The sequence below is a fragment of the Martinezella tropici genome (genome assembly GCF_008370325.1).
GTDB classification, from domain to species: Bacteria; Pseudomonadota; Alphaproteobacteria; order Rhizobiales; family Rhizobiaceae; genus Rhizobium; species Rhizobium tropici_B.
Map to the genome: position 1 here is coordinate 309,528 of NZ_VNIP01000001.1, position 18,480 is coordinate 328,007.

The 18,480-nt window shown below is 61.6% G+C and carries 12 protein-coding genes; 9 read left to right on the forward strand and 3 right to left on the reverse strand.

All coding sequences use genetic code 11. The features are described from left to right. Positions 1-19: 19 nt before the first annotated feature. A complete protein-coding gene (locus tag FP026_RS01560) occupies positions 20-472 on the reverse strand; it encodes an SRPBCC family protein (protein WP_149632879.1) in 453 nt (150 codons plus the stop codon). Between the two features lie 115 nt (positions 473-587). On the opposite strand from FP026_RS01560, the gene FP026_RS01565 reads away from it, so the two are divergent. The 5 genes from FP026_RS01565 to FP026_RS01585 all read left to right on the forward strand — a co-directional run bounded on the left by FP026_RS01565 (position 588) and on the right by FP026_RS01585 (position 6,541). Continuing rightward, positions 588-1,715 (forward strand): class I SAM-dependent methyltransferase, encoded by a 1,128-nt coding sequence (locus tag FP026_RS01565; protein ID WP_432444080.1) that lies wholly within the window; start codon positions 588-590, stop codon positions 1,713-1,715. Continuing rightward, positions 1,712-2,572, forward strand: coding sequence for a TrmH family RNA methyltransferase (locus tag FP026_RS01570; RefSeq protein WP_149632881.1), 861 nt, complete (start codon positions 1,712-1,714; stop codon positions 2,570-2,572). Before FP026_RS01565 ends, FP026_RS01570 begins: the two co-directional genes overlap by 4 nt. After that, positions 2,569-3,087 carry a signal peptidase II gene (lspA, locus tag FP026_RS01575; protein WP_149632882.1) on the forward strand — a complete coding sequence of 173 codons (519 nt, stop codon included), beginning with the start codon at positions 2,569-2,571 and terminating at the stop codon, positions 3,085-3,087. The genes FP026_RS01570 and lspA overlap by 4 nt, the downstream gene beginning before the upstream one ends. A gap of 55 nt (positions 3,088-3,142) precedes the next feature. Continuing rightward, positions 3,143-5,431 carry a hybrid sensor histidine kinase/response regulator gene (locus FP026_RS01580; RefSeq protein WP_149632883.1) on the forward strand — a complete coding sequence of 763 codons (2,289 nt, stop codon included), beginning with the start codon at positions 3,143-3,145 and terminating at the stop codon, positions 5,429-5,431. A gap of 231 nt (positions 5,432-5,662) precedes the next feature. Continuing rightward, positions 5,663-6,541, forward strand: coding sequence for a GNAT family N-acetyltransferase (locus tag FP026_RS01585; protein ID WP_149632884.1), 879 nt, complete (start codon positions 5,663-5,665; stop codon positions 6,539-6,541). 6 nt (positions 6,542-6,547) lie between these two features. On the opposite strand, the gene FP026_RS01590 is transcribed toward FP026_RS01585, so the two are convergent. Together FP026_RS01590 and FP026_RS01595 are read right to left on the reverse strand one after the other, a co-directional pair. Beyond that, complete coding sequence (locus tag FP026_RS01590) at positions 6,548-7,957, reverse strand: adenylate/guanylate cyclase domain-containing protein (RefSeq protein ID WP_149632885.1); 1,410 nt, start codon at positions 7,955-7,957, stop codon at positions 6,548-6,550. A 167-nt stretch (positions 7,958-8,124) separates the two neighbouring features. After that, complete coding sequence (locus FP026_RS01595) at positions 8,125-10,413, reverse strand: NADP-dependent malic enzyme (protein WP_149632886.1); 2,289 nt, start codon at positions 10,411-10,413, stop codon at positions 8,125-8,127. A 196-nt stretch (positions 10,414-10,609) separates the two neighbouring features. Between FP026_RS01595 and mutS the strand changes: the two genes are divergently transcribed. The 4 genes from mutS to murJ all read left to right on the forward strand — a co-directional run bounded on the left by mutS (position 10,610) and on the right by murJ (position 18,227). Beyond that, positions 10,610-13,267 (forward strand): DNA mismatch repair protein MutS, encoded by a 2,658-nt coding sequence (gene mutS, locus FP026_RS01600; protein WP_432444081.1) that lies wholly within the window; start codon positions 10,610-10,612, stop codon positions 13,265-13,267. 28 nt (positions 13,268-13,295) lie between these two features. Further along, entirely contained in the window at positions 13,296-13,589 is a 294-nt protein-coding gene (locus FP026_RS01605; RefSeq protein WP_149632888.1) for a hypothetical protein, read from the forward strand. A gap of 118 nt (positions 13,590-13,707) precedes the next feature. Next, complete coding sequence (locus FP026_RS01610; RefSeq protein WP_149632889.1) at positions 13,708-16,623, forward strand: [protein-PII] uridylyltransferase; 2,916 nt, start codon at positions 13,708-13,710, stop codon at positions 16,621-16,623. Further along, positions 16,620-18,227: a murein biosynthesis integral membrane protein MurJ gene (gene murJ / locus FP026_RS01615; protein ID WP_149632890.1), complete on the forward strand. Its 1,608-nt coding sequence runs from the start codon at positions 16,620-16,622 to the stop codon at positions 18,225-18,227. The genes FP026_RS01610 and murJ overlap by 4 nt, the downstream gene beginning before the upstream one ends. Positions 18,228-18,480 lie beyond the last annotated feature (253 nt).

The following is an 18,480-nucleotide window of genomic DNA, read 5'->3' on the forward strand; positions in this document are numbered from 1 at the left end:
CCAGATGTTCTTGCGGCAATCAGGCGTTGGCCTGACCGTTGATAGCGGCGGTGAAATCGGCAAAAAATTGCTGCGCCAGCTTCTTGGCGCTGGAATCCACCAGCCGCGAGCCGAGCTGGGCAATCTTGCCGCCGACCTGTGCCTTGGCCTCGTATTGCAGGATCGTCTCGTCGCCATCTTGCTTGAGGACGACGTCGGCCCCGCCCTTGGCGAAGCCGGCAATGCCGCCCTTTCCCTCGCCTGATATTGTGTAGCTCTCCGGCTCATTGATATTGGAAAGCGTGACCTCGCCGTTGAAGGAGGCGGAAACCGGACCGATCTTCAGCTTCACGGTCGCGGTGAGTTCCGTCGGCGAAATCCTCTCCAGGCTTTGACAGCCGGGAATGCATTGCTTGAGGATTTCGGGATCGTTCAGTGCCGCCCACACCACGTCCCTGGGTGCCGCGATCCGCTCCTCGCCGGTCATGTCCATGCGCAATCCTCCCAATGTGACATTTTGTGCATGGATCATCGCAGATCGGAAAGCGCTTTGCCAAGTGGCGGCCAGATGCTATTTGCACGCACATATCAATTTTGAGACAAGCATGGTGAAACACAGGGAAAACCGCCACGGCCAAAAGGCCGCCGGCGGTCTTGGGGCAAAACCCCGGCGCGACATATCAGGCAAGCCGCCGGTAAAGGCCGCGCATGCTTCAAGGCCAGCCAAGCCTTCGCGCGATCATGGCGAGCGTGCGGCCGAGCCGCGTGATGCGGCGACCGCTCCTGCGGCGCCTGAACGCCCGCTGATGACGCGAAGCGGCGAGCGGCCGGCCGAACGTGTGCCCGTTATCCTGGAATCGCTGGGTGCCGGGGATTTTCACCTCATCGACAGCGGCAACGGCCTGAAGCTCGAGCAATACGGTCCCTATCGCATCGTCCGGCCGGAAGCGCAGGCACTGTGGCCGCCGTCGCTTGCCTCCCATGTTTGGGACAATGCCGATGCTATCTTCACCGGCGATACGGATGAGGACGGTATGGGCCGCTGGCGTTTCCCGCGCGAGGCGCTCGGCGAAACTTGGCCGCTGCAATTGCTCGGCGTCGATTTTCTCGGCCGTTTCACCGCCTTTCGCCATGTCGGCGTCTTCCCGGAGCAGATCGTGCACTGGGCCTGGATGAAAGAGCAGGTCGAGGCGGCGAAAAGGCCGCTGAAGGTCCTGAACCTCTTCGGTTATACCGGCGTCGCGTCGCTGGTGGCGGCCGCTGCGGGCGCGGAAGTGACCCATGTCGACGCCTCCAAGAAGGCGATCGGGTGGGCGCGCGAAAACCAGGCCTTGGGCCGCATGGAAAAGCTGCCGATCCGCTGGATCTGCGAGGATGCGATGAAGTTCATCCTGCGTGAAGAGCGGCGCGGCAACAAATACGACATCATCTTGACCGACCCGCCGAAGTTCGGCCGCGGCCCGAATGGCGAGGTCTGGCATCTGTTCGAGCACCTGCCGTTGATGCTCGATATCTGCCGCGAGATCCTGTCGCCGAAGGCGCTCGGCCTCGTGCTGACGGCCTATTCCATCCGTGCCAGCTTCTATTCGATCCATGAGCTGATGCGCGAGACGATGCGCGGCGCCGGCGGCGCCGTCGAATCCGGCGAGCTGGTCATCCGCGAGGCAGGTCTCGACGGCCGCACGCCGGGCAGGGCGCTTTCCACCTCTCTCTTCAGCCGCTGGGTGCCGAAATGAACCAGGATTTCCGCAATGACGGCCCGCGCAAGGTCGGACAGGTCAAGGAGGTCACCTCGCTTGCCAATCCGATCGTCAAGGACATCAAGGCACTGACGGTCAAGAAGTCCCGCGAGGAAAGCGGCGCCTTCCTGGCGGAGGGCCTGAAGCTCGTCATCGACGCGCTCGAGCTCGGCTGGACGATCCGCACGCTGGTCTATGCCAAGGCCGCCAAGGGCAAGCCGCTGGTCGAGCAGGTCGCCGCCAAGACGGTCGCCGCTGGCGGGCTGGTGCTCGAGGTCAGCGAAAAGATCATCGGCTCCATCACCCGCCGCGACAATCCGCAGATGGTGGTCGGCGTCTTCGAGCAGCGCTGGCGACAGCTTCGGGACGTCAAGCCGAAGATGGGCGAAACCTGGGTCGCGCTCGACCGCGTGCGTGATCCCGGCAATCTCGGCACCATCATCCGCACGGCCGATGCGGCCGGCGCCTCCGGCGTCATCCTCGTCGGCGAGACCACCGATCCGTTTTCGCTGGAAACCGTGCGCGCCACCATGGGCTCGGTCTTTGCCGTTCCTGTCGTCAAGGCGACGGCAGAGGAGTTTCTCGCCTGGAAAAAGACGGCCGGTGTTGCCGTCGTCGCCACCCATCTGGCCGGCGCCGTCGATTACCGCACCATCGATTACAAGAGGAAGCCCGTCGTCATCCTGATGGGCAACGAGCAGTCCGGCCTGCCGGATGCCCTGGCGAAAGAGGCCGACGCACTTGCCCGCATCCCGCAGACCGGCCGCGCCGATAGCCTCAATCTGGCGGTCGCGACGGCAGTCATGCTGTTCGAGGCCCGCCGCCATATCCTGACATTGAGCGAGACGCGATGACCGAAAGCGAGACCAACGAACAGCCGACTGCGAAGCCGGCCCTGTTTTCACGGCCCCTGCCGATCCTGATCTTCATCGTGGTTGCGGTCATTCTCGACCAGGCCATCAAGATCATGGTCGATCACTGGCTGCCGCTGCAGGAGATGGTGCCCGTTATTCCGATGCTGGCGCTCTATCGTACCTACAATCTCGGCGTGGCCTTCTCGATGCTATCAGGCATGGACGGCTGGTTCATCGTCGGCATGCGGCTCGTCATCGTCGCCTTCGTGCTGTGGCTTTGGCGCCGAACGCCCGATCATCGCTGGCTTGCCCATATGGGCTTTGCCCTGATCATCGCCGGGGCGCTCGGCAATCTGATCGACCGCTTTCTCTACGGTCATGTGATCGACTATATCCTCTTCCACACGCAGACATGGTCTTTTGCGGTGTTCAATCTCGCCGACAGTTTCATCACCGTCGGGGCAGGCTGCGTCATTCTCGACGAGCTTCTGATGCCGAAAAGGGCAAAAGCTTAAAATTCTAGCGAATCCCTGAAGGCATCGGGAAGGGTGCATGTGTTAGCCAGATTGCATGAGCACTCTGGCAAATCTGCAGCAAAAGCTTGCCGCAGCCCAAATCCGCGGCCACATGGGACCGATCGAAGGAGCGGCCGAAAACGAGCCGTCGCTCGCGAAACCGATCGCGCCATCGCAGGATGCACTCCGCGAGCCGGCGTCACCGATAAAGGTGTGGTGGCTGGAAGGCCATTGGCTGAATGGCAGCGGTGTCCTGGCTGGCGCAGCGCTTCTTGCGATCGGCTTTGCCGGAGGGCCGCTGACGCTTGCAGGCGTTCTTGGTCTTATTGCACTTATGCTTGCCGCTGTCGGCATCTTCAATGCCCGCAGCGCATCGCGCGAGCCTGCGGTCATCCCAGCCGATTTCAGCGAAAGCGAGCACGATCGTCTTTGGGAACACAGGGAAAGCACCGGCCTGCTTGCCACCATCCACGATGCGCTTGGCGACATCGCGGTCACGCGCAGCATCGATCGCCGGATTCTGCATGCCAACGCCACTTTCCGCAAACTGACGGGCAAACCGCATCCGGAAGGCCTGACGCTGGAAGAAGCCGGCCTCGTATTCCGTGCCGTCACCGACGCAAAACATCAGGACGCCGAAATCGCCACGCCCGAGGGGCGGCGCGTCTTTGCCTGGCACGATGTCATGTTCCGCGATCCGACGACGGGGCAATTGTGCATTCAGAGCATTGCGCGCGACGTGACGGAAGAGCGGCAGGCGGCCCGCATGCGCGAGGATGCGCGGCTGAAGGCCGAATATAACAGCGCGGCCAAGTCGCGGCTGCTCGCCACCGTCAGCCATGAGATTCGCACGCCGCTGTCGGGCATTCTCGGCATGAACCATCTGCTTGCTCAGACTCCGTTGACCTTGGAACAGGCAAATTACCTGACGGGTATTCGCCAGTCGGGTCATGCGTTGGTGCAGTTGGTCGAAGACCTGCTTGATTTCTCCACGATCGAGGTCGGTCGCTTCCAGTTGCATCCGCGCAAGGAGGCTTTGCGCCCCTTGCTGGAAGGCGTCATCGAGATGCTCGCCCATCGAGCTCATGAAAAGGGCATCGAAATCGCTGCGAGCGTTGCGGCAAAGGTCCCCGAGAGCATGGAATTCGATCCGGCCCGTCTGCGCCAGATCCTGTTCAATGTCATCGGCAACGCCGTGAAATTCACCCAGACCGGCGGTGTGCTTGTCCGTGTCGACCTCCGGGAACGGGATTTGACGATATCGGTGCGGGATAGCGGCCCCGGCATGACCGAGGAAGAACAGGCGCGTGTCTTCGGCGAGTTCGAACAGGCCGGTACGATCGTGGAAAAAAGCGCCGGCACCGGCCTGGGTCTGGCCATTTCCGCTCGCATCCTGCGCGAATTCGGCGGCAGGCTCAGCGTCGCCAGCGAACGTGGCAAGGGCAGCGAGTTCATCATTTCCTTTCCGGTCGGCCTGGATGCCGAGGAGAGCGGACATGAGTGGCGCGACATCATGCTCAAAGGATCGCGCGTCCTGCTGCTTGCGCCCGAAGGGGCCGCAAGCGAGGCGATCACGCAAACAATCCGGACCCTTGGCGGTCACTGCAGGCTGATCGACGTCGGCGAGATGGACGATCTGCTGCGCTCGTTCCCGATGGGCGAGGAAGGGATATGGACGGATCTCATCGTCGACCACCGCATGGCGCCTTGGTATTTCAGTGAGGGAAATGCGCTTGCCGTGCCCGGCCTGCGCAAGATCTTTCTGGTCAATCCGGAGGAGCGCAACACCCATCCGCTCGATCTCTTCGATGCCTGGCTCATCCGGCCGCTGCGCGAGCAATCGCTGATCGATGTGCTGAGGGGCCGCATGCGCGGCATGGAAAAGCGCGATGCCTTTATCGAAGCGGTCTCCGAGATCGGCATAACGACGCCTGAGGCGGAGGATCGCACGCTGGATATCCTGCTTGGCGAGGATGACCCGGTCAATGCCATGCTGGTCAGGGCCATGCTCTCCAAGGCCGGCCACAGGGTTCGCCTCGTCGAGGATTTCGACGGTCTTCGCGTTCGCGTCGAAAACGCCGAAACGCGGCCCGAGGTGCTGGTGATGGATCTCAACATGCCCGGCGGCTCGGGTGCTGCCGTGCTTGCGCAATTGCGGGCCTATGAGCGTCGGCACGGTTTGCCGCCGCTTCCGATCGTCGTATTGACCGCGGACAGCCGCGATTCGGTCCGCCGCCAGGCTTTGCTGGCCGGGGCCGATGCCGTCATCGTCAAGCCGGTCGATCCCGAAAAGCTGTCGGCAACGCTGCATGGCCTGTCGAGGTCGGTTTTCGAACGCGCCTAGACATCGTCACGCATCTTCGTATGAAGGTTAAGGAAGCCGGCTCATCAATGCTCGATAGCGGCTGGCAATACGGCTCAACCTATGGCAATTGCCGCTGCTAAGTTGGGGACGGTGCGTTCATTCGAAAATTGAAATGGGCACACTTCTTGCTTTTAGCAAAGCTGCGTGTCACTTTCCTGTCGCACGAATTTGGTTTATGGCGCTATATCGGCCCGCAGGGGGAGAATCGCCATGTCCATCGAAATCTTGAATCGCGAAGCTCAGGGCGAAATGGTTCAGTCTTCAAAGGCAACGGTTGCACCGGTTGCCAGCGATGTGCTCGGACGCATCGGAAATTTAGAAACGCGCCTTGCCCGCACGGCGCGTGAAATCGATGCCGCTCAGGCCGTCCGCTATCGCGTTTTCGTCGAGGAGATGAACGCGCAACTGCCGGCCGACGCCATGCGTCGCCAGCGTGATATCGACAATTGGGATGCCATTTGCGACCATCTTCTGGTTTTGGACCGTTCGATCGAGGGCGATCCGGAAGACCAGATCGTCGGCACCTATCGCCTGCTGCGCCAGGAAGTGGCCATGGCCAATGGCGGCTTCTATTCCTCTTCGGAATTCGACATCGACATGCTGCTGGCCCGCCATCCGGACAAGCGCTTCATGGAGCTTGGCCGTTCCTGCGTGTTGCCGGCTTACCGGAACAAGCGCACGGTGGAATTGCTGTGGCAAGGCAATTGGGCCTATGCCCTGAAGCACGGCATGGGCGCGATGATCGGTTGCGCCTCTTTCCCCGGCATTCTGCCGGAGCAGCATGCGTTGGCCCTGTCCTTCCTCTATCACAATGTTGTCGCCAAGGACGAATGGACAGTCGGTGCTTTACCGTCTCTTGCCCGCAACATGGACTTGATGCCGGTCGAAGCCGTCAATCCGAAAAAGGCGCTCATGGCGATGCCGCCGCTGATCAAGGGCTATCTGCGCCTCGGTGCCATGGTCGGTTCTACCGCTGTTGTCGATCACGCCTTCAACACGACTGATGTGCTGATCGTCCTGCCGATCGCCAGCATCTCGGACCGCTACGTCAATTATTACGGTGCGGATGCCGGTCGCTTCGCAAGCTGATAGAGCTCAAGGGATCACATAAATGTCGATCGCATCCGTGATGCCGCGCAGCGCGACATGATGTGATTGCGGTTTCAAGCCGCGCGTCGTCAGCAGTTCGGCGGCGCGGGCATTCTCCAGCACCGCACCTGTGGCAAATATCTCGCTCGATGTCGCCAGATGCTGCACGCGTGAGGCGATATTGACCGTTTGTCCGAAGTAATCCTGCCGCTCGTTCAGGCTGACCGCAATGCACGGTCCTTCGTGGATGCCGATCTTTAGAAGAAGATCGTCGTTGCCGCGTTCCTCATTGAGGCTGGACATGGCCTCGCGCATCCGCATCGCCGCGGCGAGCGCCCGGTCCGGCGTCGGGAAAGTGGCCATGACGGCGTCGCCGATGGTTTTGACGACCGCACCGGCCTCCGCACCTACGATTTCGTGCAGGATGCTGAAGTGTGTCTTGACCAGATCGAAGGCGGCAAGATCCCCGACCCGCTCATAGAGCTCCGTCGAACCACGAAGATCGGTGAAGAGAAAGGTGAGGCTCGCGATTTTCAGCCGCTGGTTGATGTCGATCGTATCAGTCCGGTATATATCGCGGAAGGTTTGGTTGGAGAGCAGCCGCTTGGCGGTCAGGAATGGCCGGCGTTGGCCGAGCAACGTATGAAGAGCGTCATTGGCGACGCACACCGATGGCAGGGTGCGGACTTCTGTGTGGTTCTCTATGATGATGCGCAGCGGGCCGGGTCTAAGCTCGATCGTCTCGTGGTGCCGATGCATGTGATCGAAGACGAGCGAAATGCTTTGCCGCTCCTTGGTTGGTTCGCCCTTTACGTCGATGAACTGCGCGCTATGGGTAACCGGTTCAAAAATAATGATGAATTCGGCCGGAAGCTGCAGCGATACGACGGCCTTTTCGCCAGCCGGCAGTTCCAAGACTTCCAACATGAATTCATCGACCTTTTCCTCATAGCCATCCTCCGGAAGGTCGACGCCCGAACTCCAGTATATCTGGCGAAAATATTCATGAGGCGGCAAATCATGCGGATTGTGGGCGCCGATATGGCGCAAGCGCGGACTGACGGTGAAGGTGACCTCGACCATCTCGTCGAGTGTCGGCTCATAGCCGGCTGCACATAAGGTACAGCTATAGGTTTCGCTCTGGACTGACTTCAGCGATGTATTGGCATCCAGCACCCCGCCGCATCCCGGGCACAATACGTTCCAGGACATCTCGAACAGGCCAAGGCGTGCGGCGTGGAGAAAGGCACTGATGGTTTGTTCTTCGTCGAAGCCATGGTCGCCAGCGAAGGCGAGCGCATTCATGCGGTTAAGCTTGCGGTCGGGCGCCTCAAGCACCATCCGCTCGATTGCGTCGACGATTTCAGGCCGCGCTGAATGGCGCAGCACTTCGAACAGGGGCTGAGCTTCAGTCATCCCCCATTCTACACCTAATTCATAGGGCAGCCATCATCTTTGTTCGGCGGCCCCAGAGTGGTTCAGCTTTTCACCGAATTTCTGAACCACTCTATCTTTTTGTTGTCTCGCAATTCCGGACGGAAACCGCTGCGCGCTTTTCCTGGAAATTGCTCTAATGGCAAGAGTCAGGTGCCGGCACCATAGGCTGCGATGGCGGCCATGTTGACGATGTCAGAATCCTTGGCGCCCATGGAGGTGATCTGCACCGGCTTGTCGAGGCCGACGAGCAATGGTCCGATCACCGTGGAGCCGCCGAGTTCCTGCAGCATCTTGGTGGAGATCGCCGCCGAATGAAATGCCGGCATGACGAGTACGTTTGCCGGTCCCGAGAGCCGCGAGAACGGATAGAGGCTTTCCATGAGCTTGCGGTCCAGCGCCACGTCCGCCGCCATTTCGCCGTCGAATTCAAAATTGACGTAGCGCTTGTCGAGAATGTTCACCGCTTCACGCACCCGCTCGGAGCGTTCGCCCGGGGGATGGCCGAAGGTGGAATAAGCGAGCATGGCCACGCGCGGCTCATAGCCCATGCGCCGTGCGAAGCCGGCAGCTTCCTCGGCGATATCGGCCAGTTCTTCGGAGGTCGGCATGTCATGTACGGCGGTATCGGCGACGAAGACGGTGCGGCCGCGGGCAAGCACGATCGATATGCCGATCACCCGATGCCCGGGCTTGGCGTCGATGCAGCGGCGCACGTCTCCGAGCGCCGTCGAATAGTTGCGCGTCACGCCGGTCACCATGCCGTCGGCGTCTCCCAGCGCCACCATGCAGGCGGCGAAGTGATTGCGGTCGTTGTGGATGAGGCGCGTCACATCACGATGCAAGTAGCCCTGGCGCTGCAGCCGGGCATAGAGATAGTCGATATAGGAATCGCCGCGCTTGGAAATGCGCGCGTTGACGATTTCGAGGCCCGGGCGGTTGAGATCGATGCCGGCGCGTTCGGCGGTGGCCTCGATCAGATCCTCGCGGCCGAGCAGGATTGCCGTGCCGAGCCCCTGATTGGCATAGGAGAGGGCGGCGCGCATGACCTGCTCTTCTTCCGCCTCGGCAAAGACGATGCGTTTCTGATGTCTCCGGACGCGCTCGTAGAGTTGCGCGAGCGTCGAGGCGATCGGATCGCGCCGGGCCGAGAGTTCGCGCGCATAGGCGGCCATATCCGATATTTCGCGACGGGCGACGCCGCTTTCGATCGCCGCCTTGGCAACGGCCACAGGGATGGCGGAGATCAGGCGCGGGTCGAACGGCACGGGGATGATGTATTGCGAGCCGAAGCGCGGCCTTGCTCCCTGATAGGCGGCGACCACGTCGTCCGGCACGTCTTCGCGCGCCAGACTTGCCAGCGCATTGACGGCGGCGATCTTCATCTCGTCATTGATGGTGGTCGCGCGCACGTCGAGCGCGCCGCGGAAGATATAGGGGAAGCCGAGGACGTTGTTGACCTGGTTCGGATAGTCCGAACGCCCGGTCGCCATGATGGCGTCGTCACGGATGCGGGCGACTTCCTCCGGCGTGATTTCCGGATCGGGATTGGCCATCGCGAAAATGATCGGTCTGTCCGCCAGGGCGCGGATCATCTCTTCGGAGAAGGCATCCTTCTGCGAAAGGCCGAGAACCACGTCGGCACCCTTCATCGCTTCAGCCAGCGTGCGCTTGTCGGTCTTGACGGCATGCGCCGACTTCCACTGGTTCATGCCCTCGCTGCGGCCCTGGTAGATCACGCCCTTCGTGTCGCAAAGGACGATATTCTCCGGGTTGAAGCCCATGGCCTTGATGAGTTCGATGCAGGCAATGGCCGCAGCACCCGCGCCGTTGCAGACGAGCTTGGTGGTCTTCAGGTCGCGGCCCGTCAGCTCAAGCGCGTTGATCAGGCCGGCGGCGGCGATGATGGCGGTGCCGTGCTGGTCGTCATGGAATACCGGGATGTCCATCAGCTCACGCAGGCGCTGCTCGATGATGAAGCAGTCAGGTGCCTTGATATCTTCCAGATTGATGCCGCCGAAGGAGGGGCCGAGATAGCGCACGCAATTGATGAATTCGTCGACATTCTCGGTATCGATCTCGAGGTCGATCGAATCGACGTCGGCAAAGCGCTTGAAAAGAACCGACTTGCCTTCCATGACCGGCTTGGAGGCGAGCGCGCCGAGATTGCCGAGACCGAGAATGGCCGTACCGTTGGATATGACGGCGACCATGTTGCCGCGCGAGGTATAGTCGTAGGCGGTAGCCGGATCGGCCGCGATCGCCTTTACGGGAACGGCGACACCGGGCGAATAGGCAAGGGAAAGATCGCGCTGGGTCGCCATCGGCTTGGTCGGGTTGATCTCAAGCTTGCCGGGGCGTCCGTTTTTGTGGAAGTCCAGTGCTTCCTGATCGGTGATCCCCGTTCCCGGACGCGACTTGCTCTTGCTGTCAGCCATAGTTCCTCCAAACCTCCTGTGGGCGACCGGTCCCTCTTGCCCGATAGCTGTTGTCTTCTATAGCGGCGCGCGGATAGGGTGGCACCTCATTTTTTGGAAAAACTGCACCTCCGTGAACGAACGTATCAACGCCAGCATCGATGCTTTCTCGGCCGCCGAGCTTGCCTCGGAGGAAAGCCGCGCCTCGGCTACTCCGATGATGGAGCAATATATCGAGATCAAGGCGAACAATCCCGGTTCGCTGCTGTTCTATCGCATGGGCGATTTCTACGAATTGTTCTTCGAGGACGCCATCGATGCCTCGCGTGCGCTCGGCATCACGCTGACGAAGCGCGGCCAGCACATGGGGCAGGATATCCCGATGTGCGGCGTGCCGGTTCACGCCGCCGACGATTATCTGCAGAAGCTGATCGCGCTTGGCTTCCGCGTCGCCGTCTGCGAGCAGGTGGAAGATCCGGCCGAAGCCAAGAAGCGGGGCGGCAAGTCGGTGGTGCGGCGCGACGTCGTGCGTCTGGTCACGCCTGGCACGATCACCGAAGAAAAGCTGCTCTCGCCTTCCGAGTCCAATTATCTGATGGCGCTCACCCGCATTCGCGGCGGCGCCGAACCACAGCTGGCGCTCGCCTGGATCGATATTTCGACGGGCGTCTTCCGCCTCGCCGAAACGGAAGCTTCGCGGCTGCTCGCCGATATCCTGCGCATCGATCCCAGAGAGCTGATCCTGCCGGATACGATGTTCCACGATCCGGAATTGAAGCCGGTTTTCGATATTCTCGGCCGGACCGCGGTTCCACAACCGGCCGTGCTCTTCGATAGCGCCAGCGCTGAGGGACGAATCACCCGTTACTTTGGCGTGTCGACGCTAGACGGTTTCGGCACGTTCACCCGGGCCGAACTGGCCGCTGCCGCTGCCGCGATCGCCTATGTCGAGAAGACCCAGCTTGCCGAGCGGCCGCCGCTCGGGCTGCCGGAGCGCGAAAGCGGCGCCTCCACGCTTTTCATCGATCCTGCCACACGCGCCAATCTCGAACTGGTGCGTACGCTCTCCGGCGATCGCAACGGTTCGCTCCTGAAGGCGATCGATCGCACCGTGACCGGTGGTGGCGCCCGGCTTCTCGCCGAACGGCTGATGTCGCCGCTGACCGACCCCCAGCGCATCAACGAGCGCCTGGATTCGATCGGCTTCCTGGCGGAAGAACCGTCGCTCTGCGGCGATCTGCGTTCGGCGCTGAAGCATGTTCCCGACATGCCGCGCGCCCTGTCGCGCCTGGCGCTCGATCGTGGCGGTCCGCGCGATCTCTGGGCGATCCGGCAGGGATTGGCCGCAGCCGCCGATCTCGCCCGCCTGCTCGGCAGCGCCTTGCTGCCGGAAGAGCTTGCTGCTGCGCTTGCCGGCCTGCGCGCCCTGCCTGCCGATCTTGAAGCGATGCTCGCAGCCACCCTTGCCGAAGAACTGCCTCTGCTGAAGCGGGACGGCGGTTTTTTGAGGGAAGGGGCGAATGCCGAGCTGGACGAAGTGCGGGCATTGCGCGACCAGTCGCGCCGCGTCATCGCCGGCCTGCAGCTGCAATATGCCGATGAAACCGGCATCAAGTCGCTGAAGATCAAACACAACAACGTGCTTGGCTATTTCATCGAGGTCACGGCCGGCAATGCCGGTCCGATGACGGACACCAGCGAGGCCAAGGCGCGCTTCATCCACCGCCAGACCATGGCGAACGCCATGCGCTTCACCACGACCGAACTTGCCGATCTCGAAAGCCGCATCGCCAATGCCGCCGACAAGGCGCTTGCCATCGAGCTCGAGGCATTCGACCGTATGGTCGCAGCCGCTGTTGCTGCCGCCGAGGCGATCAAGACAGGCGCCCGCGCACTGTCGGTCATCGATGTTGCGGCCGGGCTTGCGCTGCTTGCCGAGGAACAGGCCTATTGCCGGCCCATCGTCGATGGCAGCCGCATGTTCGCGATCGAAGGCGGCCGTCATCCGGTTGTCGAGCAGGCACTGCGTCGCCAGGCCGGCGGCCCCTTCGTCGCCAACAATTGCGATCTTTCGCCGAAATCCGACGGCAAGGATGGCGCCATCTGGCTCCTGACCGGCCCGAACATGGGCGGTAAATCCACCTTCCTGCGTCAGAACGCCCTGATCGCCATTCTCGCGCAGATGGGCTCCTTCGTGCCCGCCGTGTCAGCCCATATCGGCATCGTCGATCGGCTGTTCTCGCGCGTCGGCGCTTCCGACGACCTGGCCCGGGGGCGCTCGACCTTCATGGTCGAGATGGTCGAGACAGCGGCGATCCTCAATCAGGCGACCGAACGTTCCCTTGTCATTCTCGATGAGATCGGCCGCGGCACCGCGACCTTCGACGGTCTTTCGATCGCCTGGGCCGCCGTCGAGCATCTGCATGAAGCCAACCGGTGCCGTGGCCTTTTCGCTACCCATTTCCACGAGCTGACCGTCCTGTCGGAGAAGCTCGGCCGGCTCTCCAATGCCACCATGCGCGTCAAGGAATGGGATGGCGACGTTATCTTCCTGCATGAAGTCGGACCGGGGGCTGCCGATCGCTCCTACGGCATTCAGGTGGCACGTCTCGCCGGCCTGCCGGCCTCGGTGGTGGCGCGCGCCCGCGACGTTCTGACGCGGCTTGAAGATGCCGATCGCAAAAATCCAGCAAGCCAGCTTGTCGACGATCTGCCGCTGTTCCAGGTTGCGGTCCGCCGCGAAGAGGCGAGCGGCCGGCGAGAGCCCTCCAAGGTCGAGGAACGGCTGAAGACGCTCGATCTCGACGATCTGACGCCACGAGCCGCCCTCGACGTGCTCTACGAGCTGAAAAAAAACCTCATCAAGACCAGCTGATCACAGGCGATATTCCAAGGACAATACGATGCATCTCGAAGTACTTCTCGCCGAAGTCCGCGTTCTGGGCGAGCGTTTCTCCCCGATTGCCGCGCGTGGCAAGATTTGTGGCGAGGGTGAAGCCCCGGACTGTGAATCCGATCGAGGTCTGCTCGACATCACTCTGTCCTGCAGCCGAATTTCCGACATCTGCTCGAAGATCGCAAAGGCCGGCTATTGGGAATGTGAACGCGAAATGGTGACGCAGATCGGCGCACAGTCGCGCAACATATTATATAGCTTGAACGAGCTCAGGCGGGTGATCGAGCCGGCGAGGCCCTAAAACTGCCGGTTTCTGCGTCGATTGCCGTCACGCTTCGTCAACTTTGGCCCGATAAAAATCATGGAAAGACCGGGCCTAGAATGCCTGTGTTAATCGCGGGCCAAAGAGGCTATAGCGCATGGAGACGAGAAGACAGGCGCACCGGCAACGGGCCGCTGTCAATGAACAGAAAGCCGATCGGCAGAGCATGGAAACGCATCATATCGATTTTTCGACCATTCTCGATGTCTCCGCGCTAAGGGCGGAATGCGAGGCTCTCGCCAAACGCGGCCTGGACAAGAATGAGGAGCGCTCCGCTCTGCTCGCGCTGTTGAAAAAGGCGAGCCAGGAAGGGCGAGAGGCAGCGCGGCGGTCGCTGATCACGGAAGGCGGCGGCCTCGATTGCGCATACCGGATTTCCTGGCTGCAAGACCAGATCATCACCATTCTCTACGACTTCACCGTCCGTCACGTCTATCCAAAGCAGGCGGGCGCCTTCTCCGTGACGGCGGTCGGCGGCTATGGCCGCGATACGCTGGCGCCGGGATCCGATATCGATCTTCTCTTCCTCTTCCAGCCGAAGCCGGAGAGCGACACGCACAAGGCGGTCGAATTCATCCTCTATATGCTTTGGGACATGGGCTTCAAGGTCGGCCACGCCACGCGCACGGTCGAGGAGTGCATCCGCCAGGCCAAGTCCGATATGACGGTGCGCACCGCCGTCCTCGAAACCCGCTATATCTGCGGCAACGCTCCGCTGGAGCGCGAATTGCAGGCGCGCTTCGACAAGGAAATCGTCACCAATACCGGCCCAGAATTCATCGCCGCCAAGCTCGCCGAGCGTGACGAGCGCCACCGCAAGGCCGGCGACACCCGCTATCTGGTCGAGCCCAACGTCAAGGAAGGCAAGGGCGGTCTGCGCGACCTGCACACGCTGTTCTGGATCTCGAAATATTATTACCACGTCCGCGACACAGCCGAACTGGTAAAGCTCGGCGTGCTTTCGAAACAGGAATATCGTCTCTTCCAGAAGGCCGAGGATTTCCTCTGGGCCGTGCGCTGCCACATGCATTTCCTGACAGGCAAGGCGGAAGAGCGGCTTTCCTTCGATATCCAGCGCGATATCGCCGAAGCCCTTGGCTATCACGCGCGCCCCGGCCTTTCGGCGGTCGAGCGCTTCATGAAGCACTATTTCCTCGTCGCCAAGGATGTCGGCGATCTCACCCGCATCCTCTGCGCCGCGCTCGAAGACAAGCAGGCTAAGGCGACGCCGGGGCTTACCGGCGTCATCAGCCGGTTTGCCAACCGTTCGCGCAAGATCGCCGGCACTGTCGAATTCGTCGAGGATCGCGGTCGCATCGCGCTTGCCAATCCCGATGTCTTCAAGCGCGATCCGGTCAGTCTCATCCGACTATTCTTCGTCGCCGACATCAACGGCCTGGAATTCCATCCGGATGCGCTGAAACGGGTCACGCGGTCTCTGAACCTGATCGACAATGATCTGCGCGAGAATGAAGAGGCGAACCGCCTGTTTCTGGCGATCCTCACCTCGAAGCGCGATCCCGCGCTGATCCTGCGCCGCATGAACGAGGCCGGCGTCCTCGGCCGCTTCATCCCGGAATTCGGCAAGATCGTCTCGATGATGCAGTTCAACATGTATCACCACTATACGGTGGACGAGCATCTGATCCGCACCGTCGAGGTGCTGTCGGAGATCGACAAGGGCAAGGCCGAGGATATCCATCCGCTCACCAACAAGCTGATGCCCAATATCGAGGATCGCGACGCGCTCTATGTCGCCGTGCTGCTGCACGACATTGCCAAGGGGCGCGAGGAAGATCACTCGGAAGCCGGCGCCGCGGTCGCACGCAAGCTCTGCCCGCGTTTCGGCCTTTCGCCGAAGCAGACCGAGCTTGTCGTCTGGCTGATCGCCGAGCACCTGACCATGTCGATGGTTGCCCAGACGCGCGACCTGACCGACCGCAAGACCATCATCGACTTCGCCGATCGTGTACAGTCGCTCGACCGGCTGAAGATGCTGCTGATCCTGACCGTCTGCGATATCCGTGCCGTCGGCCCGGGCGTCTGGAACGGCTGGAAAGGCCAGCTGTTGCGCACGCTCTATTACGAGACCGAACTGCTGCTCGCTGGCGGCTTCTCCGAAGTGTCGCGCAAGGAGCGGGCGGAAGCTGCGGCCGAGGCGCTGGAACAGGCGTTAGCGGATTGGAGCGCCAAGGACCGCAAGGCCTACGTCAAGCTGCACTACCAGCCCTATCTGCTGTCCGTGCCGCTGGAGGATCAGATCCGCCACACGCAGTTCATTCGCCAGTCGGACAAGGCAGGCAAGGTGCTTGCCACAATGGTGCGCACCGACAGCTTCCACGCCATTACCGAGATTACCGTTCTGTCGCCCGACCATCCGCGTCTCTTGACCGTGATCGCCGGCGCTTGCGCCGCGGCCGGCGCCAACATTGCAGACGCGCAAATTTTCACGACATCTGATGGCCGCGCTCTCGATACCATCCATGTGAGCCGCGAATTCCCCAATGATGCCGACGAGCTGCGCCGTGCCGCTACCATCGGCAAGATGATCGAGGATGTTCTGGCCGGCCGCAAACGCCTGCCGGAGGTCATTGCGACGCGCACGAAGAACCGCCGCAAGAACAAAGCCTTCGTCATCCCGCCGTCGGTGATCATCACCAACAGCCTCTCCAACAAGTTCACGGTCATCGAGGTCGAATGCCTCGATCGCACCGGCCTGTTGTCGGAAATAACAGCCGTCCTTTCGGACCTGTCGCTCGATATCCAATCGGCGCGCATCACCACCTTCGGCGAAAAGGTCATCGACACCTTCTATGTCACCGATCTCGTCGGGCAGAAGATTTCCAACGAGAACAAGCGGGCCTATATCACCGCGCGCCTGAAGGCGGTCATGGCGGGCGAGGAGGATGAAATGCGCGAGCGCATGCCATCCGGCATCATCGCGCCCGCCGCCACGCGCAGCGTCGCCGTCGAAAAGTCAGACCCCGAGAAGAAAGCCGGTTCCGCCGCATGAGCCTAGTCAAGAAATTCATCACGGTCGGTGGCGCGACGCTTGGCAGCCGCATCTTCGGCTTCGCCCGCGAAACGCTGATGGCCGCCGCCCTCGGCACCGGGCCGATGGCCGACGTCTTCTACGCCGCCTTCCGCTTTCCGAACCTCTTCCGTCGGCTGTTTGCCGAAGGCGCCTTCAATGCCGCTTTCGTGCCGCTCTTTGCCAAGGAAATCGAGGCGAACGGCATCGACGGCGCCAAGCGTTTCTCGGAGGAGGTATTCGGCGTCCTCTTCTCGGTCCTGTTCCTGATCACCGTCGTCATGGAACTGGGCATGCCGCTGATCGTGCGCTGGATCATCGCGCCGGGCTTCGCCGACGATCCAGAGAAATTCACGATCACGGTGCGCATGGCAGCCGTCATGTTCCCCTATCTCATGTGCATGTCGCTGACGGCGATGATGAGCGGCATGCTGAACTCGCTGCATCATTTCTTCGCAGCCGCGGTGGCGCCCATCTTCCTGAATGTGGTCATGATCGCCGCGCTGTTCTATTCGCTGTATTTCGGCGCGCTGCCGCTGCAGACGGCCTGGTATCTCTCCTGGGGCGTGCTTGCCGCCGGCATCCTGCAATTGCTCGTCGTCTATATCGGCGTGCGCTTTGCCGGCATCAATATCGGCTTTCGCTGGCCGCGCTTCACGCCGAACGTCAAGCGGCTGCTGATCCTCGCCATTCCCGCCGCCGTCACCGGCGGCATCACCCAGATCAACCAGATGATCGGCCAGGCGATCGCCTCCAGCCGCGAAGGCGCGATCGCCGCCCTGCAATATGCCGACCGCATCTACCAGCTGCCGCTCGGCGTCGTCGGCGTCGCCGTCGGTGTCGTCCTGCTGCCGGAGCTTGCCCGCGCCTTGAAATCTGGTCATCTGAAGGAAGCCGGCAATCTGCAGAACCGCTCGATGGAATTCGTGCTGTTCCTGACCATACCGGCGGCTATGGCACTCTGGGTCCTCTCCGACGACATCATCCGGGTGCTCTACGAGCGCCGTGCCTTCCATCAGGAAAACACCCTGATCGTCGGCTCGATCCTGGCGATCTACGGGCTTGGCCTGCCGGCCTTCGTGCTGATCAAGGCGCTGCAGCCTGGTTTCTATGCCCGCGAGGACACCAAGACGCCGATGCGCTTCTCCGGCATTGCAGTCGCCACCAATTGCGCCATCGCGCTCAGCCTCTTTCCTTATATGGGCGCGCCCGGCATTGCGGTCGCGGAGGCGACGGCCGGCTGGATCAGCACGGTTCTGCTCTTCACGACGCTGCTGCGCCGCGGCCACCTGACCTGGGAATGGGGCCTTGCCCGCCGCGCCGCCCTCCTTCTCGTCTCAGCCGCCGTTATGACTGGGGCGATCATCTATCTGCAGCACCGCTGGGAACCGTATCTTGCCTCCGGCGCTTCGCTCTTGACAAAGGTGAGCGCGCTCGGCCTGCTGATCGCGATCGCCATGACAATTTATTTTGTGGTCGCCTTCCTGATCGGCGGCGCCGATCTCGGCATGATCCGCCGCAACATCAATCGCAAACGTCCGGCGACGACCACTGCTCCGGATGCCGAGGTTGTGAACGGGGAGTGAGGGGTATCCAATCTCAGTGCATTTGGAGCCTCTGATACCCCCCTCTGTCCCTTTCGGGACATCTCCCCCACAAGGGGGGAGATCGTTGGGAGTTTGCCGCACTCTCCATTAGAGCGACAAACTCAGGCATAAACAGATGCGATGTTTGTTTGGTGCGAGAGGCTGCCACGCGTTACCGATCTCCCCCTTGTGGGGGAGATGTCACGAAGTGACAGAGGAGGGTGTGCACTCTCCACAAACTCGCAATCAAGTT